The sequence below is a fragment of the Marinobacter sp. NP-4(2019) genome (assembly GCF_003994855.1).
Lineage (GTDB): Bacteria > Pseudomonadota > Gammaproteobacteria > Pseudomonadales > Oleiphilaceae > Marinobacter.
Window position 1 is genome coordinate 1,145,979 of record NZ_CP034142.1, and the last position, 26,527, is coordinate 1,172,505.

At 57.9% G+C, this 26,527-nt stretch carries 24 protein-coding genes, 1 tRNA gene and 2 pseudogenes; 13 read left to right on the forward strand and 14 right to left on the reverse strand.

Annotated features, from left to right (window positions below):
* The first annotated feature begins 76 nt into the window (after nucleotides 1-76).
* The 8 genes and pseudogenes from rnr to alr all read left to right on the forward strand — a co-directional run bounded on the left by rnr (nucleotide 77) and on the right by alr (nucleotide 8,354).
* Nucleotides 77-2,632, forward strand: coding sequence for a ribonuclease R (gene rnr / locus EHN06_RS05190; RefSeq protein ID WP_127330795.1), 2,556 nt, complete (start codon nucleotides 77-79; stop codon nucleotides 2,630-2,632).
* Between the two features lie 3 nt (nucleotides 2,633-2,635).
* Nucleotides 2,636-3,373 carry a 23S rRNA (guanosine(2251)-2'-O)-methyltransferase RlmB gene (gene rlmB, locus EHN06_RS05195; protein WP_127330797.1) on the forward strand — a complete coding sequence of 246 codons (738 nt, stop codon included), beginning with the start codon at nucleotides 2,636-2,638 and terminating at the stop codon, nucleotides 3,371-3,373.
* Between the two features lie 230 nt (nucleotides 3,374-3,603).
* Nucleotides 3,604-4,023 (forward strand): 30S ribosomal protein S6, encoded by a 420-nt coding sequence (rpsF, locus tag EHN06_RS05200; RefSeq protein ID WP_127330799.1) that lies wholly within the window; start codon nucleotides 3,604-3,606, stop codon nucleotides 4,021-4,023.
* 25 nt (nucleotides 4,024-4,048) lie between these two features.
* Complete coding sequence (rpsR, locus tag EHN06_RS05205; RefSeq protein ID WP_012138917.1) at nucleotides 4,049-4,279, forward strand: 30S ribosomal protein S18; 231 nt, start codon at nucleotides 4,049-4,051, stop codon at nucleotides 4,277-4,279.
* 26 nt (nucleotides 4,280-4,305) lie between these two features.
* Nucleotides 4,306-5,171 (forward strand): annotated as a pseudogene (locus tag EHN06_RS05210) (hypothetical protein).
* Between the two features lie 20 nt (nucleotides 5,172-5,191).
* Nucleotides 5,192-5,638 carry a 50S ribosomal protein L9 gene (gene rplI / locus EHN06_RS05215; protein ID WP_127330801.1) on the forward strand — a complete coding sequence of 149 codons (447 nt, stop codon included), beginning with the start codon at nucleotides 5,192-5,194 and terminating at the stop codon, nucleotides 5,636-5,638.
* Nucleotides 5,639-5,868: 230 nt separating this feature from the next.
* A complete protein-coding gene (gene dnaB, locus EHN06_RS05220) occupies nucleotides 5,869-7,275 on the forward strand; it encodes a replicative DNA helicase (RefSeq protein ID WP_127330803.1) in 1,407 nt (468 codons plus the stop codon).
* Entirely contained in the window at nucleotides 7,275-8,354 is a 1,080-nt protein-coding gene (gene alr, locus EHN06_RS05225; RefSeq protein WP_127330805.1) for an alanine racemase, read from the forward strand. The genes dnaB and alr overlap by 1 nt, the downstream gene beginning before the upstream one ends.
* A 14-nt stretch (nucleotides 8,355-8,368) precedes the next feature.
* Here the strand turns inward: alr and EHN06_RS05230 are convergent, their stop codons facing one another.
* Nucleotides 8,369-8,728 carry a hypothetical protein gene (locus EHN06_RS05230; RefSeq protein WP_127330807.1) on the reverse strand — a complete coding sequence of 120 codons (360 nt, stop codon included), beginning with the start codon at nucleotides 8,726-8,728 and terminating at the stop codon, nucleotides 8,369-8,371.
* 146 nt (nucleotides 8,729-8,874) lie between these two features.
* Between EHN06_RS05230 and EHN06_RS05235 the strand changes: the two genes are divergently transcribed.
* Complete coding sequence (locus tag EHN06_RS05235; protein WP_127330809.1) at nucleotides 8,875-9,753, forward strand: SDR family oxidoreductase; 879 nt, start codon at nucleotides 8,875-8,877, stop codon at nucleotides 9,751-9,753.
* Nucleotides 9,754-9,784: 31 nt separating this feature from the next.
* Here the strand turns inward: EHN06_RS05235 and fnr are convergent, their stop codons facing one another.
* Together fnr and fabB are read right to left on the reverse strand one after the other, a co-directional pair.
* Complete coding sequence (gene fnr / locus EHN06_RS05240) at nucleotides 9,785-10,543, reverse strand: fumarate/nitrate reduction transcriptional regulator Fnr (protein ID WP_127330811.1); 759 nt, start codon at nucleotides 10,541-10,543, stop codon at nucleotides 9,785-9,787.
* 143 nt (nucleotides 10,544-10,686) lie between these two features.
* Nucleotides 10,687-11,895 carry a beta-ketoacyl-ACP synthase I gene (fabB, locus tag EHN06_RS05245; protein WP_127330813.1) on the reverse strand — a complete coding sequence of 403 codons (1,209 nt, stop codon included), beginning with the start codon at nucleotides 11,893-11,895 and terminating at the stop codon, nucleotides 10,687-10,689.
* A gap of 212 nt (nucleotides 11,896-12,107) precedes the next feature.
* Between fabB and EHN06_RS05250 the strand changes: the two genes are divergently transcribed.
* Together EHN06_RS05250 and EHN06_RS05255 are read left to right on the forward strand one after the other, a co-directional pair.
* On the forward strand, nucleotides 12,108-12,632 hold the full coding sequence (locus EHN06_RS05250; RefSeq protein WP_127330815.1) for a DUF962 domain-containing protein: 525 nt from the start codon (nucleotides 12,108-12,110) through the stop codon (nucleotides 12,630-12,632).
* 52 nt (nucleotides 12,633-12,684) lie between these two features.
* Nucleotides 12,685-13,467 carry a helix-turn-helix domain-containing protein gene (locus EHN06_RS05255; RefSeq protein ID WP_127330817.1) on the forward strand — a complete coding sequence of 261 codons (783 nt, stop codon included), beginning with the start codon at nucleotides 12,685-12,687 and terminating at the stop codon, nucleotides 13,465-13,467.
* Here the strand turns inward: EHN06_RS05255 and ylqF are convergent.
* A pseudogene (ylqF, locus tag EHN06_RS05260) lies at nucleotides 13,459-14,351 on the reverse strand (ribosome biogenesis GTPase YlqF). The gene EHN06_RS05255 and the pseudogene ylqF overlap by 9 nt on opposite strands.
* A gap of 240 nt (nucleotides 14,352-14,591) precedes the next feature.
* On the opposite strand from ylqF, the gene EHN06_RS05265 reads away from it, so the two are divergent.
* On the forward strand, nucleotides 14,592-15,050 hold the full coding sequence (locus EHN06_RS05265; RefSeq protein ID WP_127330819.1) for a Spy/CpxP family protein refolding chaperone: 459 nt from the start codon (nucleotides 14,592-14,594) through the stop codon (nucleotides 15,048-15,050).
* A gap of 434 nt (nucleotides 15,051-15,484) precedes the next feature.
* Here the strand turns inward: EHN06_RS05265 and EHN06_RS05270 are convergent, their stop codons facing one another.
* The 4 genes from EHN06_RS05270 to EHN06_RS05285 all read right to left on the reverse strand — a co-directional run bounded on the left by EHN06_RS05270 (nucleotide 15,485) and on the right by EHN06_RS05285 (nucleotide 21,845).
* Nucleotides 15,485-17,977, reverse strand: coding sequence for an efflux RND transporter permease subunit (locus EHN06_RS05270; RefSeq protein ID WP_127330821.1), 2,493 nt, complete (start codon nucleotides 17,975-17,977; stop codon nucleotides 15,485-15,487).
* A 52-nt stretch (nucleotides 17,978-18,029) separates the two neighbouring features.
* Nucleotides 18,030-19,250, reverse strand: coding sequence for a methyl-accepting chemotaxis protein (locus tag EHN06_RS05275; protein ID WP_127330823.1), 1,221 nt, complete (start codon nucleotides 19,248-19,250; stop codon nucleotides 18,030-18,032).
* Nucleotides 19,251-19,397: 147 nt separating this feature from the next.
* Nucleotides 19,398-20,438 carry a lipoyl synthase gene (lipA, locus tag EHN06_RS05280; RefSeq protein WP_127330825.1) on the reverse strand — a complete coding sequence of 347 codons (1,041 nt, stop codon included), beginning with the start codon at nucleotides 20,436-20,438 and terminating at the stop codon, nucleotides 19,398-19,400.
* Nucleotides 20,439-20,567: 129 nt separating this feature from the next.
* Complete coding sequence (locus tag EHN06_RS05285; RefSeq protein WP_127330827.1) at nucleotides 20,568-21,845, reverse strand: O-acetylhomoserine aminocarboxypropyltransferase/cysteine synthase family protein; 1,278 nt, start codon at nucleotides 21,843-21,845, stop codon at nucleotides 20,568-20,570.
* A gap of 188 nt (nucleotides 21,846-22,033) precedes the next feature.
* Here EHN06_RS05285 and EHN06_RS05290 point away from each other — a divergent pair, with 188 nt between their 5' ends.
* A complete protein-coding gene (locus EHN06_RS05290) occupies nucleotides 22,034-22,570 on the forward strand; it encodes a hypothetical protein (protein ID WP_127330829.1) in 537 nt (178 codons plus the stop codon).
* Between the two features lie 59 nt (nucleotides 22,571-22,629).
* On the opposite strand, the gene EHN06_RS05295 is transcribed toward EHN06_RS05290, so the two are convergent.
* From EHN06_RS05295 to pth, 6 genes are all read right to left on the reverse strand, one after another.
* Nucleotides 22,630-22,962: an SMR family transporter gene (locus EHN06_RS05295; RefSeq protein WP_127330831.1), complete on the reverse strand. Its 333-nt coding sequence runs from the start codon at nucleotides 22,960-22,962 to the stop codon at nucleotides 22,630-22,632.
* A complete protein-coding gene (locus EHN06_RS05300; RefSeq protein ID WP_127330833.1) occupies nucleotides 22,959-23,447 on the reverse strand; it encodes a PACE efflux transporter in 489 nt (162 codons plus the stop codon). The genes EHN06_RS05295 and EHN06_RS05300 overlap by 4 nt, the downstream gene beginning before the upstream one ends.
* Before the next feature lie 110 nt (nucleotides 23,448-23,557).
* Nucleotides 23,558-23,634 (reverse strand) — tRNA-Met (locus tag EHN06_RS05305).
* A gap of 219 nt (nucleotides 23,635-23,853) precedes the next feature.
* Nucleotides 23,854-24,606: a 4'-phosphopantetheinyl transferase family protein gene (locus EHN06_RS05310; RefSeq protein WP_127330835.1), complete on the reverse strand. Its 753-nt coding sequence runs from the start codon at nucleotides 24,604-24,606 to the stop codon at nucleotides 23,854-23,856.
* A 12-nt stretch (nucleotides 24,607-24,618) separates the two neighbouring features.
* A complete protein-coding gene (ychF, locus tag EHN06_RS05315) occupies nucleotides 24,619-25,710 on the reverse strand; it encodes a redox-regulated ATPase YchF (RefSeq protein ID WP_127330837.1) in 1,092 nt (363 codons plus the stop codon).
* Between the two features lie 223 nt (nucleotides 25,711-25,933).
* Entirely contained in the window at nucleotides 25,934-26,524 is a 591-nt protein-coding gene (gene pth, locus EHN06_RS05320; protein WP_127330839.1) for an aminoacyl-tRNA hydrolase, read from the reverse strand.
* Nucleotides 26,525-26,527 lie beyond the last annotated feature (3 nt).

The window sequence follows — 26,527 nt, forward strand, 5'->3', positions numbered from 1 at the left end:
GGTCGAACCGGCGTTATACTCCTGAGCACATGCAATATAACCGCGATAATTGAAGGCGGACAGGACAAGGACCCGAATGGTTTCCAGAAAAAAGACGGACAGCGATCCGCACGCCAGTCGTGAGGCGGAAAAATACGACAACCCCATCCAGAGCCGGGAGTTCATTCTCGAGCATCTCAAAGAGCGTGGCGCTCCGGCTACCCACGAAACCCTCTGCCAGGAACTCGGGCAGAATTCCCCGGAAGGTATCGAGGCATTGCGGCGCAGGCTGATTGCCATGTGTCGTGATGGCCAGTTGATCTGTAACCGTCGGGGTGCCTATTTGCCGATCGAGGAAGCCGATCTGGTCACCGGTCGGGTAATAGGACACAAGGATGGTTTCGGTTTTCTGGTCCCGGATGATGGCGGCAGTGACTTATTCCTGACCGCCCGTCAGATGCGGCAGGTGTTTCATGGTGATCGCGTTGCGGCGCGGGTTGACCGGGTCGATGACAAGGGGCGCCGGGAAGGCGTGATTGTAGAAGTGCTGGAACACAGGACCAGTCAGACCGTTGGCCGCTTTTTCCAGGAGAGTGGAATCAGCTTCGTGGTTCCGGAGAACGCCCGCATTAACCATGAGGTGCTGGTGCCCCAGGAGCATTGTGGTGATGCCCGTCATGGTCAGTATGTGGTGGTGGATATTATCCGTCAGCCCACTGTGCGTACCCAGCCGTTGGGTAAGGTGGTGGAAGTGCTCGGCGAACACATGGCGCCGGGCATGGAAATTGACGTAGCCATTCGATCCTACGATATTCCCCACAGTTGGCCGCCCGCGGTAGGCGAACAGGTTGCGAAGATTCCCGAAGAGGTGGCCGAGAAGGACAAGGCGAACCGCGTTGATATCCGCAACCTTCGATTGGTTACCATCGATGATGAAACCGCCCGCGACTTCGATGACGCGGTTTACTGCGAGCCCAGGCCCCGGGGAGGCTACCGGTTGCTGGTCGCGATTGCCGATGTTTCCCATTATGTGCGCCCGGAGACGCCGCTGGACGAAGAGGCGGTCAACCGCAGTACATCGGTGTACTTTCCGGATCACGTGGTTCCGATGCTGCCCGAGAAGCTGTCCAACGGTCTGTGCTCCCTGAATCCGGGGGTGGATCGTCTGTGCATGGTGGCTGATATGACCATCAGCGCCGCGGGCAACATCAGCAGTTACAGTTTCTATCAGGCGGTCATGTACAGTCATGCGCGCCTCACCTACAACAAGGTGAGCGACATGCTGACCCAGCCGGATACTGAGTCCGGTTACCGGTTGTGTGAGCAATACGCCCACGTGCTGCCGCAGTTGCATAATCTCTACGGTCTATACCAGTTGCTGCGCAAGGCGCGCACGGAGCGTGGTGCGATTGATTTCGAAACCACCGAAACCAAGATTGTTTTCGATGCCAACCGGAAGATTGAAGAGATCGTTCCGGTACAGCGCAATGAGGCCCACAAGATTATTGAGGAATGCATGTTGTGCGCGAACGTTGCCACGGCCCGCTTCCTCAAGAAATATAAATTGCCGGCCCTGTATCGGGTTCACGATGGGCCTTCGGAAGAGCGCCTGAGCGCCGTCCGGTTGTTCCTCGCGGAACTGGGATTACAGTTGGGCGGTGGTGACAGCCCGACCTCCGCGGACTACCAGGCGCTGTTGTCACAGATTGCGGATCGGTCAGATGCCAACGTGATCCAGACGGTCATGTTGAGATCGCTGAGTCAGGCGGTCTACAGTCCAGAGGAAAGCGGTCACTTTGGTCTGGGCTTCGCGAGCTATGCGCACTTTACCTCTCCCATTCGCCGATACCCGGATTTGATCGCCCATCGCGCCATCAAATCCATCGTTCATGGTGAGAAACCAGCCAAGGACGTGGTCAAGCCTTCGAAGCGTGATCCGGAGCTGGCGGACTATCCCTATGATTATGCAAGTATGGAGCGGCTGGGTGAGCACACCTCCATGGCGGAGCGGCGGGCGGATGATGCTACCCGCGATGTCATGGCCTGGCTCAAGTGCGAATACCTCAGCGACCATGTCGGTGAAGAGTTTGATGGTGTGATTGCCGCTGTGGTGCCTTTCGGTTTCTTCGTCGAGCTATCCGGCGTCTATATTGAAGGATTGGTGCACGTTTCGACCCTCAGCGGTGATTTCTTCCATCACGATGCCGCCAAGCACCGCCTGATCGGTGAGCGCACCGCCATGAGTTTCCGTCTGGGTGACGAGGTTCGGGTCAAGGTAGTGCGTGTGGGTATGGAAGATCGCAAGATTGATCTGGAGCTCATCAGTGAGCCTCATCACCGCCAGGCGGACCGTGATGCGCTGGATGTGTCACGCAAGGAGCCCCGCGGCAAGGCAAAAGGACGAGGGAAGGGCGCGCCGAAGGGGGCGGGAAGGGATGGTAAGTCCCGATCCCGGTCCGATTCCCGAGAGAAGCCGTCGGCTAAAAAGCGCCCGGCCAAAGCGGCTGGTGATAAGCCCAAAGGCAAGCCGGCCACCAAGGATAAGAGTTCGGGCAATGAGCCGATGTCCGCCCGGGACGAGCTGGTTGCGCAGGCGGCCAAGTTGGCCCTTGGCAAGGATAAAAAACGGAAACCCCGCAAGTCAGGAAAATAATCAGTGTCCGGAGAATTCATATTTGGTTGGCATGTGGTTGAGGCCGTCCTCAAGCGCGAGCCGGAGCGATTGCAGCAGGTCTGGATACAGACCGGGCGTCAGGACAAGCGGGTAAAGGGCATCACTTCTGCTCTCGATGATCTCGGAGTTCGCTGGAAGGTTGTGCACCGGAAGGAGCTGGATGAGAAAGTGTCCGGCGTTCACCAGGGCATTGTGGCCGCCGTGTCTGAAACCCGGGAATGGGGCGAAGACGACCTGATGGCCATGTTGGCCGGGTCTGATAAACCGCCGTTTCTGTTGGTGCTGGACGGTGTCACCGATCCCCATAACCTGGGCGCCTGCATGCGAACGGCGGATGCCGTCGGCGTGCAGGCGGTGATTGTTCCCAAGGACAAGTCGGCCACTCTGACGCCAGTGGCCCGCAAGGTCGCCTGCGGAGCGGCGGAAACCGTGCCCTTTGTGCGGGTGACCAACCTGGCGCGGTGTCTGCGAACCCTGAAGGATGCAGGGATATGGCTGATCGGCACGGCCGGAGAGGCGGACAGCACGCTGTACCAGGCGGATTTTACCGGGCCGGTGGCGCTGGTGATGGGGGCGGAAGGCAAGGGGATGCGGCGACTGACCCGGGAACATTGCGACGCCCTGATCAACATTCCGATGTTGGGGCACGTGGACAGCCTGAATGTCTCCGTGGCAACGGGTGTCTGTCTGTACGAAGCACTCCGCCAAAGGCTTGCATAGAACTCCCCACCCGCCTAGAATACGGCACCCCTTTTTATAGGGGCGGTGTTGTATTGCCTGAATTCAGGGCAGCAACATGACGCTTTCGATCAGGCCTTTCTGTAACGCCTTATTGATAAAGCAAAAAGAAACCGGCAGCGCGACTGCCACCTCCTTGCTTTCATATTTGACGTCGGCGGGTATTTTTTCCCTCGTCAAAAAGGAAGCTGTTTAAACCGTAGGGAGAACTCATGCGTCACTACGAAATCGTATTTATGGTACACCCGGATCAGAGCGAGCAGGTGCCCGCGATGATCGAGCGTTATACCAACGTCATCACTGAAGATGGCGGCAAGGTACATCGCCTGGAAGATTGGGGCCGTCGTCATCTGGCATACCCGATCAACAAGATCCACAAGGCTCATTACGTGCTGATGAACGCGGAATGTTCACAGGCCGCTATGGACGAGCTGACCCACAACTTCCGGTTTAACGATGCCATCATCCGTGACCTGATTCTGCGTCGCGATGAGGCTGTTACCGACCTGTCTCCGATGAAAGCCGCTGAGTCCCGTGAGGACCGTCGTTCTGGCGGAGATGAGCGTCCGGCGCGTCGTCCGGCCGAATCTGACGAGCGTCAGAAGGCTGAGACCCAGGACGAAGAAGAGTAATTAACCGGAGTTGAGGAGTTAAGTTATGGCTCGTTTTTTCAGACGTCGTAAGTTCTGCCGCTTCACGGCAGAAGGTGTTAAAGAGATCGATTACAAGGATCTGGACACCCTGAAAGGTTATATCACTGAAACCGGCAAGATCGTGCCCAGCCGCATCACCGGCACCAAAGCACGTTATCAGCGTCAGCTGGCTACCGCTGTCAAGCGTGCCCGCTACCTGGCACTGCTGCCGTACTCGGACAGCCACGACAACTAATTAACAGATAAACAGGACTTGGGACCATGCGTGCACTGGCACAGTTTGTAATGCGCGGTCCCCTGCAGGCAGGCGGGGTCGCTGCAGTCGCTACTGCGATACCCCTGCTGTTCTGGGTTGGAGCTGCCGTTATCGGCCTGGTGATTCTCAGGCTGGGTATCGGTCAGGGGCTGAATGTCGGTCTCTGGGCATTGCTGCCGGCACTTGGCTGGAGCTGGTTCGGGCAGGACCCGACGGCACTGGCGGTGTTGCTTGAAGTGATGCTGATGGCCTCCATTCTCAGACTGTCCCTGTCCTGGGAAAGAGCCCTTCTTGGGGGAGCTTTCTGGCCATTGTCACAGGGCTTATGTTGCCTGTGATGTACCCGGGGTTGCTGGATGATCTGGTCCGCACCGGGGTCAGTTTTTACGAACAATACAATGCCGAGGTGGCCCGCAGTCTGGGCGATGAGCTGGAGACAGTCATTCGGGACACCATGAATGCCAGCATGGCAGGTACCTACCTGGTAACAGGTGTGGCGATGACCATGTTGGCAAGGTACTGGCAGGCCGGGCTTTATAACCCTGGCGGTTTCCGGAAGGAGTTCCATGCTTTCCGGCTGTCACCTGCGGTGGCTGTGCTGTGCGCGGTCACTATGGTGGTCGGTCCTTTTCTGGGGCTGAACTCGATGCTGCTGGTGTGGGCTGCGGGCATGCCGCTGTTTGTCGCGAGCCTGGCGCTTGTTCATGGTGTGGTTGGTCGTAAGAATCTGAATGGTCAGTGGCTGGTGTTGTTTTACATAGCACTGGTGCTTCTGGGTCCAAGCCTGATGATTCTGTTAGTGGTTCTGGCGTTTGTGGATAGCTGGCTGGATATCCGGGGGCGAATCAAGCCCGCCGGGCCGGCTGAATAAAGCACGAAGAGGTTAACGAGATGGAAGTTATTCTGCTCGAGAAAGTAGCAAACCTTGGTTCACTTGGTGACAAGGTCAAGGTAAAGGCCGGTTACGGTCGTAATTTTCTGCTGCCATACGGCAAAGCCGTTGCAGCCACTGCTGAAAACCTGAAGGCCTTTGAAGAGCGCCGCGCAGAGCTGGAAAAGGTTGCCGCTGAAAAGCTGGCTGCTGCCCAGGCCCGCGCTGAAGCTCTGGAAGGTGCTTCCTTCACCATCGCCTCCAAGGCCGGTGAAGAGGGCAAGCTGTTCGGTTCCATTGGTGTGCGTGACATTGCTGACGCTGTTACTGCCGGCGGTACCGAAGTCGAGAAGAGCGAAGTTCGTCTGCCCGAAGGTCCGCTGCGCGTGACCGGCGAGTACGACATTGAGCTGCAGCTGCACTCTGACGTCACAGTTGATATCAAGCTGGTTGTTGTCGCCGAGTAATCGGAGACTGCTGTGTGGCAATCCGGCGTCGCCGCCGGAGTGCCAACACTGCCAGTGGTACAGGCGGGGCTCCGGATAGTCTGGAGTCGCCGTTGTACAGGCCCGGTTCCGCGCAAGCGGTTCCGGGCCTGTTGCTTTCTGATATGATCTTTTGTCTGCAGCAGCCCTCCCATCACGGAGGTAATAGGCTTAAACTGTCGCGGAAATGATTCCTAACTGAAGATGTGTTCATGGCCAATCCCAATCTCAAGCCCGCAAAAACGGATATAGAAACCAGCCGTATCAAGGTACCGCCTCATTCGGTCGAAGCCGAGCAGGCGGTTCTTGGTGGTTTGATGCTGGATAATCGCCGGTTTGATGAAATCAGTGAGGTGATTTCCGCCGCTGACTTCTACCGGCAGGATCACCGGCTCATTTTTGCTGCGGTGGAGCGCCTTGCCAGCGAGAACGAGCCGTTGGACGTGGTTACCCTGGCAGAGTTCCTGGAACGTGCCGGCGATATCGAAGACGCGGGTGGTCTGTCCTATCTGGCCGAAATGGCGGAAAAAACACCAGGTGCGGCGAATATCCGGGCATACGCAGACATCGTCCGGGAGCGTTCCATTTTGCGCCAGCTGGTGGAAGTGTCCGGAAAGATTTCCGATTCGGCGTTTAACCCCCTGGGCCGTAACAGCAATGAGATCCTGGACGAAGCCGAGCGCAATGTCTTCCAGATTGCCGAGTCGAGAGTAAAAGAGGGTTCCGGTCCCCAGGCCATTAACCCGATACTGACCAAGACCTTGAGCCGGATTGAAGAGTTGTTTGAGTCCGGTGAGCAGACCACGGGCCTGACCACCGGGTTTCGTGATCTGGACGACCAGACCTCCGGTATGCAGCCGGCAGACCTGATTATTGTGGCGGGTCGCCCGTCCATGGGTAAGACCACCTTTGCCATGAACATTGTGGAAAATGCCCTGATCAGCACCGGTACGCCGGTTCTGGTATTCAGTATGGAAATGCCGGCAGATGCCCTGGCCATGCGTATGTTGTCTTCCCTTGGGCGAATTGATCAGACCAAGGTCCGGAGCGGAAAGCTGGAAGAAGACGACTGGCCGCGACTGACCTCGGCGGTCAGTCTGCTGAAAGACAAACCGCTCTATATTGATGATACCCCGGGCCTGAGCCCCACTGAAATGCGTTCCCGGGCCCGCCGGATTGCCCGTGAGAACAATGGCAAGATTGGCCTGATCATGGTGGATTACCTTCAGTTGATGCGGGTCCCTGGCAACACCGAAGGCCGCACGGCGGAGATTTCCGAAATTTCCCGCTCACTGAAAGGTATCGCGAAAGAGCTGAGTTGTCCCGTGGTGGCCTTGTCCCAGCTGAACCGGAGTCTCGAGCAACGTCCCAACAAGCGCCCGGTAAACTCGGACCTGCGGGAATCCGGCGCGATCGAGCAGGACGCGGACGTTATCATGTTTGTATACCGGGACGAGGTCTACAACGAAGACACCCCGGACAAGGGCATTGCCGAGATCATCATCGGCAAGCAGCGTAACGGCCCAATCGGGACCATCCGCTTGGCGTTTATCGGCAAATTCACCAAATTCGAAGACCTGGCTCATGGGGATTATGGCGATTACGGTGGTGAGTACTGATGCCGCGAAGTACCGTTGCCCGCATTGACCCGGAGGCATTGCGCCACAACTACCGGTTGGCCTGTGAGCTCGCAGGTACCGCCCGGGCCATGGCGGTGATCAAGGCCGATGGTTACGGTCACGGTATCCGGCAGGTTGCCAGGGCCTTGGCTAGTGAGGCGCCCCGATATGGCGTTGCCTGCCTTGAAGAAGCGATGGCTGTACGGGAGGAAGGGCTTGCTCAGCCGGTGATGATGCTTCAGGGGCCTCATGAGCCGGAGGACGTGGCCCTCTGCGCCCATCAGGGCTTTCAGCCGGTCATGCACAGTGATTACCAGTTGGCATGGCTGAGGGAGGCTGAGTCCACCCCGGATTTCTGGCTGAAAGTGAACACCGGCATGAATCGACTGGGGTTCCCGGCGGATGACCTCGCGGGACGGGTGGAGCAATTACTGTCATCACCTGTCACGAAGTCCGCGTTGAAGGGGTTTGTCACCCACTTCGCGTGTGCCGATGATCGTGAGAGCAGCTTCACGCGGGAACAAACCCGGCGTTTTCAGGCTGCGGTTTCGCCGTGGCCGGAACTCGAGAAAAGTGTTGGCAATTCTGCCGCGCATTTTTTGCCGGGACAGGAGCTGTTTGACTGGAGTCGCCCAGGGATCATGCTCTACGGTGCCTCGCCGGTGATTGGTGTAACTGGCCCGGAACTGGGGTTGAGGGCGGCGATGACGCTGGAAGCTCCGTTGATTGCCCGGCGTGTGCTCAAGGCGGGTGACAGTGTTGGCTATGGGTCCACCTGGGTCGCGGAAAAAGAGACCCCGATGGGGATAGTGGCGGTGGGTTATGGTGACGGTTACCCCCGCCATGCCGGCACAGGCACGCCGGCTGCGGTAAATGGTAAACGTATCCGCCTGATTGGCCGGGTGTCCATGGATATGCTGGCGGTGGATCTGTCGGAGGCGCCAGAGGCGCAGGCCGGAGATCGGGTAGAGCTATGGGGCAGTCAGGTCGGCGTGGATGAGGTTGCCAGGCATGCCGATACCATTGCCTATGAACTGCTGACAGGGGTTACAGCCCGGGTGCCCAGGCTGTACCTTTAGCCGGGAAAGTCGATTCAGGCCGCTGTTTCTGGCTCGTGGATGATTTCCTCGACAAAGTCCAGAATGGAGTGCAGGCTGCGGTCGTCGAGCTTTTTCAAGACTTTGTGTATCACCATCTTGCTGCCCTTGAGCATGCTGCCGATGCCCATTTTGGCCATGCTCATCATCATGTTGCCGGCGTTGAGACGACGCAGGGGTTCAAGGAAGAAAAAATCGAGTCCTTCTTCGGTCATCTCCACAATCAGATTGTAGAGCTTGTCGATGGCTTCCTTGTCGGCCTTGCCCCGTCCACGAAGTTCTTCAACGGTAAACAGGGCGCGTGTACGCAGTTCCTCGGGAATGGGGGCAACAATGTGGCTTTGTTGTTTCAGCATGTCGGTTCCTGTTGTTGTATGCTCTTCAGGTTCGGGAATTGGGTCTGTTGGCGTAGTATTGTATGGCGGTGACCAGCAGTGCCATTGGCTTGATCGTTATCAGGTGACCGTCACATAAGTGATATTTCGGGAGGCGTGGGACGCTTGTGCATGTTGTTGTAGTTCATGATTACGGCCCGTTGGGCAGGATTTTGCTGGAGTGGTTGCGGGATACACCGCTCCAGATCAGTCCGCTGCTGGTGAGCGATCCTGACAAGGCGGATTTGTCCGCCCTGGAAGAATGGATACCGGCGGATACGGACCTGATCGTCAATGCCCTGTGGCTGACGGATCCTGAAGCAGCGGAACGTGACCCCGAAGGTATCCGCAAGGCGGCCTTTTCCCTGCCAATAGCGTTGGCGGAATTCGCCCGGGACCGCGATATGGCCCTGTTACAGCTATCCTCCTGTTACGTTTTTGATGGCCGCAAGCAGAGCGCCTATATTGCCTCCAATCCAGGCCATCCCTGCAATGAGCTGGGCAACTGGCAATGGGAGTGCGAGCAGGCCCTGAGAACGCTGTTGCCCCGCCATATTATCCTGCGTACCGGCTGGAGCCTCGGACGTTTCATTCGCAAGGTGCAACAGGGAACCGGTCAGGGAGATACCTTACGGTTGCCCGGCAAGTGCCGGGGGCAACCAGTGACGGTTCGGGATCTGGCCAGGGTGATGAAAGCGGTCATCCTGCAGCTGGATTGCGGTGCAGAAGTGTGGGGCACCTATCAATACGCCGGTGCCGAAGAAATTTCCCTCTACGAACTCGGGCTGGCGATTGCCGGTTTACCGGGCATCCCCACGGGGATTCGGGTGGTGGACGATATGCCGGAATGGGCCACGCTGGAGCCAGCCAACGCTACCCTGATCTGCACTAAAATCCGCAATACGTTTGGTATCAAACAGCTTCCCTGGCGTTCCGGGCTGTCCGACGAGCTGGAAGCTCTGTCATCCGTTGGAGACAAGCGGCCCACAGACACACCAGCCCACTGAAAGGCAGTGGGCCAAGCTGCAGGGTCGATTCTTACGGGCGGACCCGGGAACTTTGACGGTTGAATTCCGGGATGGCGCCACGCAGGGCTTCCGTATCCAAAAGCTCAACTTCACGGCCCTGAGTTCTGATAATTCCCTGATTCTGGAAGCGGGTGAAAACCCGGCTGACGGTTTCAACCGCCAGGCCCAGAAAATTGGCAATATCACTGCGAGCCATTGGCAGGCTGAATTTCGTCCCGGACATGCGTCTGCGCTGGAACCGGCTCGACAGTGACAAAAGCAGGGCAGCAATGCGTTCCTCTGCACTGTTCTTGCTCAGCAGCATGGCCAGTTGATGGCTGCCTTGGATCTCCCGGCTCATCAACTGGTACATATGGTGCTGAAGTTCAGGCATAGCACGGGTCAGCTCCTCCAGCTTTTCGGTCGGAAACTTGCACACACTGGTGCGCTCCAGCGCCTTGGCGGTGCAGGCATAGCGTTCTCCGCCCAGGCTGTCCAGGCCAACCAGTTCACCGGGCAAGAAGAAGCCGGTGACCTGTTCGCTGCCATTTTCGGTAATGATGGAGGTTTTTATGGCGCCGCTACGGACCGCCAGACACGAACGGAACGGTGTGTCCTGATCGAATATGTGCTCACCGCGATTGTAGATGTGCCCTTGCTCCACAATGTCCTCCAGCCGGTCCAACTGGTTTTCCTCAACGGCAAGGGGAAGGCAAAGATTGCTGAGGCTGCACGTGTGGCAGGAGGCCTTGAGTGCAGGAGCGAGTTTGAGCTTGATTTCTCGGGCCATGGCGGAAAAGTACCCATATTGATTCCTGTCAAGCTTGTACCCTAATACGGATAGCTTGCCAAGCCAATGATGATACGTGTGCTCATCGATAAAAATTGACGGCGGGGAGTCCGTGTGGTGACTGGACTCCCCGCCGGGCGGGATCAGACTTTCTGGAAAATCAGAGAGGCATTGGTGCCGCCAAAGCCAAAACTGTTGGACATAACGGTGCGCAGCTCGGCCTCCACTGCACTGGGGCCGACAAGCGGCATGTTGCTGACCTTCTCATCCGGATTGTTCAGGTTGGCCGTACCGGCAATGAAGCCGTTCTGGAGCATTAGCAGGGAGTAAATGGCTTCGTGCACGCCGGACGCGCCCAGCGAATGGCCTGACAGGGACTTGGTGGATGAGATCCGTGGTATGTCATCACCAAACACGTTGCGAACCGCGCCAAGTTCAGCGACGTCACCAACCGGCGTGCTGGTGCCGTGGGCGTTGATGTAATCCACCGGTGAGTCAACGGTCGCCAGGGCCTGCTTCATGCAACGCATGGCACCTTCACCGGAGGGGGCGACCATATCATGGCCATCGGATGTGGCGCCGTAACCGGTCAGCTCAGCGATGATGGGGGCGCCGCGCTTACGGGCATGTTCCAGCTCTTCCATTACCAGCATGCCGCCTCCGCCGGCAATGACAAATCCATCGCGGCCACTGTCAAAGGGGCGGGAAGCCGTTGCCGGAGCTTCATTGTATTTGGTGGACAGAGCGCCCATGGCGTCAAACAGCATGGTCAGGCTCCAGTCTTCTTCCTCACCGCCGCCGGCAAAAACGATATCCTGTTTGCCGGACTGGATCTGTTCCATGGCGTGGCCAATACAGTGAGCGCTGGTGGCGCAGGCCGAGGACATGGAGTAGTTCACCCCACGGATCCTGAAGGCAGTGGCCAGACAGGCCGAGACCGTACTGGTCATGATCCGCGGCACCATATAGGGCCCGATACGTTTGACGCCTTTTTCCCGCATCAGATCCACTGCCTCGACCTGGCTGGCGCTGGAAGCTCCGCCGGAACCGGCAATCAGCCCGGTGCGGTCATTGGAAATCAGGTCCTCGGTCAGTCCAGAGGATTCCACAGCCTGTTGCATGGCGAGATAACTGTACATCGCAGACTGGCCCATGAAACGACGCAGTTTGCGATCGATCACACTGGTATCCACATCCACCGAACCGCAAATCTGACTGCGGAACCCCAGGTCCTTGTAGGTTTCACTGAAGCGAATGCCCGACTTGCCGTGTTTCAGGCTGTCCAGCACCGCATCGGTCGAGTTTCCCAGGCACGAAACAATACCCATACCCGTGACGACGACGCGTCTCATAGTTTCCTCCTTACGAGCCCACCCGGGTGCCGGGTAGTGCTGTTAGTTCGCTGACCTTTCCTCACAGTTTAGGCGTTTTGCTGTTCGGGTGATATTTGACCTTGGTAAGGGTATTCGTCGCCCCGCCGACTCTTCATAGCCGTTACGTACAAGGCAAAGCAAAATGACATGGATAAGATGATATTCGTCAAATACAACAAGAGGGTATTTTTGTGCGTAGTTTGTCCCAGTTTCTTCACGATTACGGCGATAGCCATCAGAACCCCGTCAATCAATGGGTGCACATTGTGTGCGTACCGGCCATTCTGATTTCCACGCTTGGCTTGCTCTGGCTGATACCGGTGGGCCATTGGTTGGGGTTATCCGGTGCTGCGGCAGAATGGATCAATGGTGCCACCATTCTGGCCGTGTTGTCGGGCATTGTGTATCTGCGACTGTCCGTGTGGGTGTTTGTGCTGATGGCGGTCTGGTTTGCGTTGTCGGCCTGGATAATCCAGAGCGTTATTGCAGCTGGTTGGTCGCTGTTCTGGAGCAGTCTTGTGGTCTGGATCCTGGCCTGGGCGGTGCAGGTATGGGGTCATAAAGTGGAGGGTAAAAAGCCGTCTTTTGTCGAGGATCTGGTGTTTTTGCTGATTGGTCCCATCTTCGTCAGCATCGAGTTCGCCGCCAAACTGGGCATTCCGGTGCCTCATGCCCAGGGCTCCCACTCCACCAACAAACCAGCCCGGGGTCACTGATAGGCACTGATTGGGGTATGCTTGGTAGCTGAGTCCCGATCAGGCGCATTCTATGACGTGGAATTCCGCGGGGCGTGCCCCCGCATCTGACTATCCCCAGGGCACCCTGTTCTTATGGCCGGACCACTGGCAGGTGGTTGGGCGGCTGATGCCCAACCGGCCCCACCGACACATCAGTGCATCACTGTTGGTTGGGCTGGATCAGACATTTCAGTTACAGGTGGACGGCCAGTGGCGCCGTACCCGGGCTGCTATTGTTTCGCCCGATGTCATACAGGCTCTCGATCCTGGCGATACCAGTATGTGGATTGCCCAGATGGATCCCGACAGCCGTTACTGGCGTGCCTTGCGTCATCTGGTGGGTGGTGTGGGTTCCGCAGATCTGGATCTGGGCCACCTTGACGTGCCATCGGTTCAGGAGCCGGGCTGTGAAGCGGTGGAGCGCTGGCTGGAAGATCTGTTGGCCAGCGTCGGACGCCCGGTAGAGCCACTGGACGAGCGGGTATCACGGGTCTGTGACATCCTGCGCAGGGAGTTGCCGGAGAAATTGGACGTCAGCCTGCTGGCCGGGTGCGTCGGACTGTCCTCGTCGCGCCTGAGCCATCTGTTTCGTCAGCAGACCGGGGTGCCTCTGCGTCGTTTCCTGCTTCACCTGAAGATGAACCGGGCATTGGCTTTCTGGGAGCCCGGAAAATCCGTGTCACGGCTCGCCACGGAGGCCGGTTTCTATGACCAGCCCCACCTGGTGAGAACCGCGCGGGACATGTTCGATGCCTTGCCCTCGGAATACGTCACTGCCGGCTGGTTTAAGGTCTGCCGCTGCCAGTTACCCTGACTGGTTGGTCTCCCTGGCCAGCCTGGCAGCCTCCGCCTCCCGGGCTTCCTGCTCGATCATCTCCGGTGTCTCCAGCGAGATCCGTCCCAGGGTACCGGCACGCAACTCGTTCAGCAGCACCTCGGACACTTTGTGCAGGTCGGGAATCCCCCCCGTGCAAAGAACCGGCGCTTGGCGGCAATGGCGTCCATCAGAGCCAGGCCGTCCACCGGCAGCTCCTGGAAGCCATAACGTTTCCTGATCAGTTCCGGGTACGCCTGCAGCAGGTAATCCGCTTCGAACAGCGCCACATCCTCGAAATCAATCACCGCACTGCGGATGGCACCGGTAATCGCGAGGCGATAGCCGCAGGCTTCCGGCGACAGCTTGGGCCAGAGAAAGCCCGGGGTGTCGTACAGCAGGATGTTGTCTGGCAGTTTGATGGCCTGTTGGGCGCGAGTCACCGCCGGCTCGTTACCGGTTTTCGCCGCCGGGCGTCCGGCCAGGGTATTGATCAGGGTGGACTTCCCGACATTGGGAATGCCAAGAATCATCACTCGCAGAGCGCTTTTCTGCCGATCGTGGTCAGGGGTCATCGCGGCAGCCAGTTTGAGGATGTCCATAGCCTCACCGCGCTGATTGTGGGTGAGGGTGATGGCACGGACGCCCCTTTCTTTTTCAAGCCAGGACTGCCAGCGGGCAGTAACGTCCGGATCAGCCAGGTCGCGCTTGTTAAGTACCTTGATCAGCGGTGTATCGCCCCGAAGGTTGGGAACCAGCGGGTTTTCGCTGCTGAAGGGAATGCGGGCGTCGACGACCTCAATGATAAGGTCCATCTGTGGCATTACCTTTTTGATCTCCTTGCGGGCCTTGTGCATATGCCCGGGAAACCAGTTGATGGCCATGTTGAGACTCCAGAATTGGCTGAATCGCGCCATTATGGACGGGAATGACCAAATTTTCACATTTGATTGAAACCGCCGGTGCTGCGGGATTCCGCCGGGTGATTTGAGATATGTGTACAAAAAGAAGGGATATCGGGGTGAAAGCAGAGGGTGTTTTGTTTTAGGGTGGTGGACCTGAACCGAGAAACCAATGATGACCAGCGGTTTGACGTTATTGCCGCTTAATTTACGGAGACATTTATGAAGCTTGTAAAACTGTTCGGTATCGCTCTTTTGACTATTGGGCTGGCCGGCCCGGTCATGGCTCAGGACATGAGCCAGCAACAGCGCCCCCAGGGTGATCAGGTAGACCAACTGGCGGAGCTGGTGGGGTTGAGCGATGACCAGCAGAAAGAGATTCGCGGCATCATTGAAGAGATGCAGGGTGAAATTCAGGGACTGCAGGCGGAAGCCCAGCAACTGCAGCAGGCGATCCAGGCCGAGATCAAGCCGGATTATGACGAAGACAGCATTCGTGAAAACGCCGAGAAGCTGGGTGACCTGACTGGCGAGATGACAGCCCTGTCTACCCTGATGCAGGCCAAGGTCGATGCGGTGTTCACTGAAGAGCAGCGCGCGGAGCTGGACAAGCGCATGAAGCAGATGCAGCAGCAGATGCAACAGCGCCGTCAGATGCAGCAGCAAATGCAGCAGCAGTAAGCGCCAGACCTGAAAAAAAGCCGCCACGGTTTCTGGCCGTAGGCGGCTTTTTTGTTTTTTAGCCTTGCTAATTGTGGTGCCGGGCATGGCGGGTGAAGGCCCTCGCCATAACCGCTACAAGCACATCCATGTGCGCTTCTCTCCGGCCATCCCTGGCCTCCGAAATTCTGTCGAGGGCCTTCACCCGCCATGCCTCAGATTTTGCAGTTATTTGAAACGGGGGAATCTTTTCATTTTGACCGTTGTCCCACAAGGCTGCTCGACCCGGCGATGCTATAACTGCGAAGTCGGCGAGAGTGTTGATAGGTGGCCCTCCCAAAAATGTTGGAGGCCAGGGATGGCCGGAAACAAGCGCACATGGACGTGCTCGTAGCGGTTTTTGGGAGGGCCACCTATCAACGCGCCCCCTCCCAAATTAGCAGGCTACGAGCAGGCTATTCCCCAGTACCCGAACCAAACGGCTTAATCAGAACAATCAGCCGCGGCAGCAGGGTCAGGGCGCCTGCCAGGGCCATGAACATGGCGAAGCCGGTGAACAGGCCGAAGTAGATGGTCGGGATGAAGTTCGACAGCACCAGGATCGAGAAACCGATGATGATGGTCAGGGACGTGTAGAACATCGCCCGGCCGATGCTGCGGTGGCAGCGGTGCATGGTGGCAATGTAGTCGCCGTCTTTGGCGAACTCGGTTTTGAAGCGGTGGATGTAATGGATAGTATCATCCACGGCAATGCCAACTGTGATAGCTGCCACGGTGATCGTCATCATATCCAGCGGAATGGCGAGCCAGCCCATCAGGCCCAGTACCGATCCAGCGGCGATCAGGTTCGGTGCCATGCCAATCAGTGCCAGCAGTACCGATCGGAACAGGATCACGAACATCACCATGATGGCCAGAAACACCACGCCCAGCGTCTTGATCTGGGATTCGAACAGGCTCTGTAGCATGTTGTTGTACATCACCGTCATACCGGTGAATAGCACCTGATCATCATCAAAGCCCAGTTCGCCGGTCAGGTGCTCGTGAATGGTGTCCAACAGCTGATCGCGCCGGAGGTCGGGCATGGTTTCCAGGATGCGAACACTGAAGCGGGCCTGATCGTGTTCCTCGGAGATGTACGGGGTCAGCAGGATGTCGCGGAGATCTTCCGGTACCGCCGTCGGCACAAAGGCCAACTCCACCGCATCCAACTGCTCGCCACCATTAACCTGTGCCAGCAGGTCCAGCGTTGTACTGATGGACAGCACCTTGCCGGTATCCGTCAGGCTGTCGAGGTAGTTGTGGACACGCCTCAGGCGCTCCATCTTCTGATAGGTGAACCAGGTGTCCCGGTACTCTTCGGCTTCGCCGCAATCCTCGACAAACGGATCACAGTCGCTGGCAAAGGGGTCGCCGGACCCGGCATCTTCTGGAGGTGGATCATCGGTGATGACAACATCCAGCGGCGTAGTGCCCCCCAGGCGATTATCTATGGTGATCATCCCCTGATGGATTTCCGTGGTGGACTTGAAGTAGTCAATAAAGCTGTTCTCAACCGTGAGCCTGCTCATTCCGATCACACACAGCACTGCAATAACCACGGAGCCGCCAACCACAATCTTGCCGTGGTGTTCGGTAAAGCGGGCAAAGGCATCGGTGAACGGGATCCGGTCGGATGCGACATAACGGTCAATGGGCGGTGGCAGCAGCGTCAGCAACGCCGGAAAGATCAGGAACGTGATCAGGAACGCAACGGACAGACCAATGGTCATCATCCAGCCAAAGTCAATCACCGGGCGGATGCCGCTGAAGGTCAGTGATCCAAAGGCCACAATCGTGGTTATGGCCATGTAGAAGCAGGGCTTGATCATGGCCAGCAGGGTGCGCCGCAGCGCGTCCCGCGGGGCGGCTTCCGGTTCATCGTGCTGGAACTCCCGGTAGCGGACGATCAGGTGAATTGTCAGGGACAGGGTCATGATCAGCAGCAGCGACACGAAGTTGGAGGAAATCACCGTCACCGGCCACTGGGCCCACGACAGGTATCCGATTACCAGCCATACGGTGAAACCGCAGCACAACATAGGAACCAGCACCCAACGCCATTGGCGGAAGATGATGGCGAGGGTCAGCAGCAGGAAGATCAGCACGCCGATGCCAAACGTGGACAGGTCGCTCTTGATGAACTGAATCATGTCCGCCACGATCATCGGGACGCCGCCCAGATAGATTTCGGCGCTGTCCCGATAGCCGTCCAGAATGCTTCGAACCCGGCTGATGGTCTGGTCCCGTTTCTCGCCCATCTGTTCGGTGAAGCGGATAAATTCGTTGCTGACCTGCTCGAGTTGCCTCCGGTCCTCTGCGCTGGCGGTATCACTGGCAACCTTATCGCGCAGAGCTTCGCGCTGGTTCAGCAGGTCGAAATAGCGGTCCGGCGTGGGCAGATTGACCTGGATGGCCGTTGTCCTGGCATCCTCACTGATCAGCAGGTTGGGGTAGAGCGGATTATCCAGCAGGGCATCGCGGGCGGTTGCCGGCGCCACATCGTTCTCGTCCATGGTCTGGATTTCAGAATCCACCGTGTCGAGGGTCAGGTCTGGGCTATGGAGCAGTGGTACATTGAGGATGCTATTGGTGGAGCTGACACTGTCCACCGCTTCCAGGTCGTTTCTGAGTTGGCGGAGAGTGTCCAGGGTTTCCTCGCTGAACAGCTCGCCGTCCGGGGTGAAGGTGACGATGAGAAAGTCGTCCGACGTGGTGAATCGCCGGTTGATCTCGCGATACTGTTCCAGCGACCGGTCGTTCTCCAGAACGAGTGATTCTGCCGAGGCATCCAGCCGGAACTGGTCCAGGCGTATGCTGGCAAGTACGAGAATGGTGGCAAATACAATCAGAACGCCAACCGGGTGGGGGAGAATCAACCGGTCATAGAGGGAACGGATCAGGGTCATCGGCACATAGTCCACACTGTTCTAAAACGAGTGCAGAGTGTGCCACAAAGCGTCAGTTAACTGTGACCCTGTTTGAGGCCACTTCCAGGGAGTCGATGAGGTTTTTCAGCCGTTGAGTCATATCGGCGCTTTCGGCCAGTTGGGTGACCATACTCTGGGTGGTGTCGCGAATACCCTGCACATTGGCGCGGACGTCATCGGTGGAGGCGGTCTGGTTCGCGGACAGGTTGGCGATCTGTTCGTTAGTCTCGTCAATACGGCTGACGACCGAATTGATGGCGTCCAGAGCCTGGCGGCCTTGTTCGGACTCGTCCACACAACGGCTGGCATCCGCCGAGCTTTCAGTCATCTGGGTGACGGCGCGGTCCATGGCGGTGAGCAGGCGGTTAATCGTGTCCTGGATCTGGTCGGTGGAATCCTGTACCCGCTGGGCGAGGTTGCGCACTTCGTCAGCGACCACGGCGAAGCCACGTCCCTGTTCACCGGCGCGGGCGGCCTCGATGGCGGCGTTCAGGGCTAGCAGGTTGGTTTGTTCGGCAATACCCTTGATCTCGGTGACCGCCTGGCTAATTTCGTGTCCATTCCCGGCCAGGGATTCCACACTGGATGCCGAGTTGCGAATGACTTCTTCGAGGCGACGAATGGAATCGGCGCTGCGGGACACCCGCTCACCACCGTCCAGAGCCGCGTTGCGGGCTTCGTGAGACAGGGTCTTGGCAATGCTCGCCTGCTCAGCGATACCTCCAAAGCTCTGCAGCATGGCTTCGATGACTTCGGCGGAGCGGTCGGCACCGGATTGCTGTCGGGCGAGGTCATCGCGGCGGGCCTCGGCGGCGGCAGTAAGTTCACGGACCTCATTGTGCAGTCGCTCGATGGCTTCCTTCATGCTCCTGACGACGCTCATGGTGCGATCCTGCATGGCGTTGAAGGCGTTACCCATGTCACCGATTTCGTCAGTGGAGTCCACGTCAGCCCGCCTGCTGAGGTTGCCTGATGCCTGAACATCCACCATGGTGCTTTTCAGACGATTAACATGGCGCTCAATAAAGGAAATCAGCAACTGGGAGCCGGCCATTTCCAGAACCATCAATATCGCAACAATTCCGGCAAACTCCAGGGCGGTGTCGCTGAAGACGTCGGCAAAGGTACGGTCGGTGGCAGAGGCGATACTGCCCATGGCATAGAGCACCAGAAGGCAGAGCACGGTCAGTACGACAATGTTCAGCAGCCAGAACTTGTATTTCAGCCGTGCGTTCTTGAGCAGTTGCAGCATGATAAACCCGATTTCCGTTCAGCCAATACCCCCTTGCATCGGACGGTATTGATTAGCGTCAAAACGCCAAGGATAGCAGTCGCTTGTGAACGTTTCCTTGTTTCAGATCATGGTCCCTGCAGGATTTAACAATAGCTAACAAATTTCTCAGTCGAGGACCTTGACCGGAATCTGCTGAACGTTGCTGGGGGGTACCTCGGGCACGGTCAGGCCCAGGTTGTTCTTGTCGAACACCCGGTCCGCGCGGTAGCTGGAGCGCACCATGGGGCCAGACGGTACTTCCATAAAGCCCTTTTCCAGGCCAATGTCACGGTAGCGGTTGAATTCTTCCGGTGTGACATAGCGCTCCACCGGCAGGTGGTTCGGGGTGGGACGCAGGTACTGGCCCAGGGTGAGGATATCCACACCAATGGCGCGCAGGTCGTCCATGGTTTGCAGGATCTCTTCCTCGGTTTCACCCAGCCCCAGCATCAGGCTGGTCTTGGTGAGGACGTCCGGGCGATATTGTTTGGCATGAGCCAGAACGCTGAGGGTCTTTTCATAGCCGGCGCGGGGATCACGCACGCGGCTGGTAAGGCGCTTGACGGTTTCCACGTTCTGGGCGAAGACATCCAGGCCGGAATCCACCACCTTTTCCACATCCGACATCACCGCGTCAAAATCCGGAGTCAGGGCCTCGACGGCCACTTCCGGCGTGCGCTGCTTGATGGCGGAAACACAGGCCGCATAATGAGCCGCGCCGCCGTCGTCCAGGTCGTCCCGGTCCACGGAGGTCAATACGATATAGCGCAGTCCCATCAGTTCCACCGACTTGGCGGTGTTCTCCGGCTCTTCATGGTCCAGCCAGCCTTTGGGGTTGCCGGTATCCACCGCACAGAACCGACAGGCACGGGTACACACAGAGCCCATCACCATGATGGTGGCGGTGCCGTTGGTCCAGCATTCGCCGATGTTGGGGCAATGGGACTCCTGACAGACGGTGCTCAGGCGGTGTTCGCTGACGTTCTTGCGGACGGCCTCATAACGCTCTCCGCCAGGCATACGGGCTCTCAGCCACTTTGGTTTGCGCTCAACGGCCGTCGTATCCTTGTGTCCGGATTGCTTGATTCCGTCCTTGATGGCAGAAAAACCATGCTCGTTGCGGAACTTGGAACCACTGGTAATACGGGGCTTCGCGCTGTCGCTCATTGCAACCGGACTCTCATTAAAGCTTTGGATAGCCTTAAAGGGTAATCCGCAGGCAGGGCAGATACAAGGCAGGTACGGATAATCACGGGGGTAACCGGGTCCGACATTCGTCGAACCCGGTTAAAGGGATCAGTTGCCGGCTTTGTCCAGAGCCTGGGTAATGTCGGCGATGATGTCGTCCACGTGTTCAATGCCAATGGACAGGCGCACCAGGTCCTCGCTCACCCCCGCGCTCTTGAGTTCCTCGGAGTTCAGCTGGCGGTGGGTGGTGGTGGCCGGGTGGCAGGCCAGGGATTTGGCGTCGCCGATGTTCACCAGGCGATAGATCAGTTCCAGCGCGTCGATAAATCGGGCCCCTGCCTCGCGGCCACCCTTGATACCGAAACTCAGGATGCCGGAAGCCTTGCCGCCGCAGATTTTCTCGCAGGTAGCCTTGTAAGGGCTATCGGCCAGGGCCGCGTAGTTTACCCACTCCACGGAGGGGTGGCTCTGCAGGAAGTTGGCGACTTTCTCCGCGTTCTCACAATGGCGTTCCATGCGCAGAGCCAGTGTTTCCAGGCCTTGCATGATTAGAAATGCATTGAATGGAGCCAGCGCGGCTCCGGTGTTGCGCAGTGGCACCACGCGGCAGCGACCGATAAAGGCTGCCGCGCCGAGGGCTTCGGTGTAGACCACGCCGTGATAGGACGGGTCCGGCTCGTTCAGCATAGGGAACTTGGTGGCACTGGCTTTCCAGTCGAATTTTCCGGAATCCACCACAACGCCCGCCACAGTAGTGCCATGGCCTCCGATGTACTTGGTAAGTGAATGAACCACGATATCAGCGCCATGATCGAAGGGGCGGCACAGGAACGGTGTGGCGACAGTATTGTCCACGATCAACGGAATACCGTGTTTATGGGCTATCTCGGCCCAGCGCTGGATGTCGACGACGTTGCCGGCCGGGTTGCCAATGGATTCGCAGAACAGGGCGCGGGTGTTGTCATCAATGGCGTTTTCCACGGCCTGGAAATCGTCGTGTTGCACCATCCGGCAGTCAATGCCCTGGTTTGGCAGGGAATGGGCAAACAGGTTGTAGGTACCGCCATAAAGCTGGCCGGTGCTGACGATGTTGTTGCCCACCCTGCAGATAGTTTGCAGTGCATAGGTGATGGCTGCCATGCCGGAGGCTACGGCCAGCGCGCCGACACCACCTTCCAGTTCCGCCATCCGCTCTTCCAGTACCGCGTTGGTGGGATTCATGATGCGGGTATAGATGTTGCCCTGCACCTTCAGATCAAACAGATCGGCGCCATGCTGGGTGTCATCGAAGGTGTAGGAGGTGGTCTGGTAAATCGGTGTGGTCGCGGCCCGGGTTGTGGGGTCGCTCTTGAAGCCTGCGTGAAGGGCCAGGGTTTCCGGTTTCATATCAACGGTCCTTGCTGTTGCATGGTTGTTATTTGTTTCGACAAGGGAGTATGCCATATCGAATGGAACCGGAGCAGGGCTTCTGGCGTGAAATGAGTACCGCCAGTATCTGGCAGATCATTATGATTATGGTGCCGTAGGAAGTGCCGGGGTGACCCCGGTGTTCACTCATTGAAGAGAGAGTCTCTATGAATACGAAAATGATTCGTTCCACTGTGATTGCAACAGGCATTGTTTTGGCCGGAAGCCTGTCGGCGGCGCCTGTTTGGGCTCAGTCCGAAGCTGCGGACAATGCCCAGCGAGCAATGGAAATGTCTGAGAAAGGCAAATCCAAGGCCCACGAAGCGAAAGAAAAAGCGCAAGAAGCCCGCAGCAAGGGCAAGGAAAAAGCAGCAGAAATGCGTGAGCGCGCTGAAGAGGACGCCGAGGACGCACGGGATCGCGCGGCAGACGAGGCTGAGCGATCGCGTGAGCGTGCCGAGGAAGAAGCTGAGCGTAACCGCGAGCGTGCCGAAGAGGAAGCTGAACGCAATCGTGAGCGTGCTGAGGACGAAGCAGAGCGTGCCGAAGAGGCGGAAGAAAGGGGTGAGAATGCCCGGGAGCAGACGCAGGCCTCCAACCGGGATAATGAAAATCGCAAGGCTGACCCGGCTTCAAAAGGCAGTGAAAAGGGACAGGCTCAGAAACAGGAAAAGGCCCAGGCCTGGTGGAATTTCTGGGACTGATCTGATCAGGGGGAAGGCTGGGTTAACGCGTTGCCCGGCCTTCTCCGGCTCCCGGAATGTCAGTGCCCCGCAGTTCTGGAAAACAGGTTGATAACCGCCACACCCATAACGATTAACGTCATCCCTGCGATCGCCGGTAGGTCGAGCTTCTGCCCATAGATCGCCCACGAAACCAGTGCAATCAGCACGATGCCCAGCCCGGCCCAAATGGCGTACGCTACGCCAATAGGGATCACCTTCAGTGTCAGTGACAGGAAGTAGAACGCCAGCACATAGCCCAGAATAACGATAATTGAGGGCATGAGCCTGGAGAAGCCGTCACTTGATTTGAGGGCAGACGTGGCGACAACTTCGGCAACAATCGCCACGCCCAGAAATAGCCAGTTCTTCATAGAGTTCTGTACTCGTCTCTTGTGTGGCTCGTTTTTATTCCGAGCCGGCCCCGTGTGAGATTGTCCCTGGTGTCGTCTTTGTCCGGGAAGATCGTGTCATAGCCCCAGGTAAAGACGAAAGCATACACAAGGTAAAACACCACGAAAGCGACGTCGACCATCAGCGCTTCGATCAGCCCTATGCCCATCCACCAGGCAATCAGAGGCAGCAGGACGATCATCAGCCCAACCTCGAAAGTCACAGCGTGCAGCAGTCTCATTGTAAGAGACTTCCGGGTGGATCCGGTCAACCGTATCAATCCATGATCAAACCCGATATTGAACAGATAGTTCCATACGGTTGCGACGGTTGCGCAGATAACGCCGAGGACACCGGTTTTTTCCAGGTCGAAACCAAAGGTGACTGCAGCCAGGGGAACGGAGAGGACCAGGCCAATCGCCTCAAAAGAAATGGCCTGACGGATTCTGTCTTTGGTGGTTCTCATGATGTCGGAAAATTTTACTGCGGGTCGTCCCGCGTTCAATTCCCGGGAAGGGTGGGGTCGTCCCCAACAAAGAAAAGGGTCACGACGTGAGTCGTGACCCTTTTGAATCTTGGTAGCAAGGGGCGGAGTCGAACCGCCGACCCCAGCATTATGAGTGCTGTGCTCTAACCAACTGAGCTACCTTGCCATTGCTTCATCAATGGAAGCGGCGCGTATATTATGGTTGGGCTTGGCGGCTGTCAAGGATGAAAGCCCGAATTCATCGCAGAAAGTTGTTTCCCTTCCCGGTTTTTATGAGAAAAATTATTTGTTATCAGTTGGTTGTGTAGAATTTTGCAAAAGCCCATCTTCCTGATTCTAATCGGCTTCAAAGAGTGGCGTTGCAGGTTGGGAAAGAAGTGACGTGTTATCCCTCGCTCTGGATGGAGTGCGAAGTCGGTCCGACCGCAATCAGACTGATCAGCCGTTGCCCGTCCCGGGCAAACTGGGCGTCCAGTTCCGTACCAATTGGCCAGTCGGGCGAAAGCTGGGTCAGCAGGCGGAGCCGGGCATTGCCCCCAGGTTGCCAGGATACCAGTTCGGCGTGCTCGAAGTAGAAGCGACGATGCACCAGCGGATACAACGCCTTGAACAGGGTTTCCTTGAGCGAGAACACCAGTGTGACGAATTCTCCGGCCTGAACGGTCAGTTCCTGGCGGAAACGCTCCTGCTCTGGTGCGGTCAGGATCTGTCGTGACAGTGAGTGGCCGCGCTCATCGGGCATGATCTGTTCGGCATCCAGGCCAACTCCGGCGTATTCGTGTTGTTGCCCGACCACTGCGGCGGCCCAGCCGTGGGTATGGGTAATCGATCCCATGGTGCCCGTGGGCCACAAGGGGGATCCGTCATCATTCTGACCTGGTGTCAGCGGCTGTCCGGCCGCCCGCCGGAGGGCTTCGCGGGCGCACAGGCGGCCGGCAAGGTATTCGGCCTGACGTTTGGCCACGGCCCGTGCCACTGAAGCAGGGGGTGAAACCTGACTGCGCCGGAAATCTTCCGGCTTTAGTTCGGTGGCTTCAAATGCCAGGCTGACCAGGTGCAGCCCCGGCAGGGGGCGGGGCAATGGCCAGCGATCATCCTGCGGGTGACAGCAGGGTGGCAGAGGGGGCACCGTGGTCATGGAGAGAACGGATCAGACGTTGAAGCGGAAGTGGATAACGTCGCCGTCCTGGACGATGTAATCCTTGCCTTCCAGGCGCCACTTGCCGGCCTCTTTGGCGCCGGCTTCGCCATTGTATTGCACGAAGTCGTCGTAGCTGACCACTTCGGCGCGGATGAAGCCGCGTTCGAAGTCGGTGTGGATGACTCCGGCCGCCTGAGGGGCTGTGGCGCCGATTTTGACGGTCCAGGCGCGGACTTCCTTCACCCCGGCGGTAAAGTAGGTCTGTAGGCCCAGGAGGCTGTAGCCGGCGCGGATCACGCGATCCAGACCGGGTTCTTCCATGCCCATCTCGTCGAGGAACATAGCTTTCTCGTCGTCTTCGAGTTCGGAGATTTCAGCTTCCAGCTTATTGCAGATGGGTACTACCACTGCGTTTTCCGATTCGGCGATTTCCCTGACGGTATCCAGATGCGGGTTGTTCTCGAAGCCATCCTCATTGACGTTGGCGATGTACATGGTCGGCTTGACGGTCAGCAGGCACAGTTCGCGGATCAGGGCCATCTGGTCCTTGTCCAGGTTCATGCTGCGCACCGGCTTGCCTTCGTTCAGCACTGGCAGCAGCTTTTCGAACATCTCGAGTTGGGCCTTGGCTTCCTTGTCGCCGCTCTTGGCCACGCGCTGAACGCGTTTGATGGCCTTTTCGACAGTCTCCAGATCGGCCAGGGCCAGTTCAGTGTTGATGACGTCGATGTCGGAAGCGGGGTCGATCTTGTTGGCCACGTGGATGACGTTGCCGTCTTCAAAGCAGCGCACTACGTGGGCGATGGCGTCGGTCTGGCGGATGTTGGCCAGGAACTGGTTACCCAGACCTTCCCCCTTTGACGCACCGGCGACCAGGCCGGCGATGTCCACGAATTCCATGGTGGTGGGTACGACCCGCTCCGGCTTCACGATCTCAGCCAGCTTGGTGAGACGGGGGTCGGGCATGGCAACAACGCCGGCGTTGGGCTCGATGGTGCAGAACGGGAAGTTTTCCGCGCCAATGCCTGATTTGGTCAGTGCGTTGAACAGGGTGGATTTGCCGACGTTGGGAAGGCCGACGATGCCGCAGTTAAATCCCATGGAATGCCTCTGCTGGTGCTGGAAAATTTGGGCGGATTATACCGGTGTATGGTGGTGTAAGCGAGTAAGGGGAAATCTGGAGCCGAGTGTCGGATTAGGTCTGTGGCCAATCCGACTTGCGCAGGCTTCAGGAGTGTCGGATTACGCGTTGCTAATTCGACCTGCGTAAGGTATGGATAATCGTAGGTTGGATTAGCCGTGGGCGTAATCCAGCAAGGCTGGCTCAGGGGGTTGGCTTGAAACTGTGCAAACGGTTCATGGCGGCGGGGAGTTTGCCGCTGACGGCGTCGGGCAGGACGCGCATGATTTCGTCGATCACGGCGCTCAGCTCTTCGCTTTCCTGTTTGCCGAGGCGGCCAAGTACGTAGCCGGTGACTTTGCGGCTGTCGCCGGGGTGACCGATGCCGACTCGCAGTCTCAGGAAGTCGTTGCTGCCGAGGTGGGCGATGGTATCCCGCAGGCCGTTATGTCCACCGTGTCCGCCGCCTTTCTTGAGCCTGGCGGTGCCGGGTGGGATATCGAGTTCGTCGTGGGCGACGAGGATCTGTTGGGGCTGAATCTTGAAGAAATCCGCCAGTGCCTTGATGGCCAGGCCGCTGCGGTTCATAAAGGTGGTGGGATTCAGCAGGTGCAGGTCGAGACCCTGCCACTGGATGCGGGCGTAAAGCCCGTGGTATTTGCGTTCGGGACGGAGCGTCTGGCCCGCAGCGCGGGCCAGAGCTTCGACGAACAGGGCGCCGGCATTATGGCGGGTATTCTCGTAGTCAGGACCGGGATTTCCCAGACCAACCACCATGAGGATATCCTGTGCCATCCG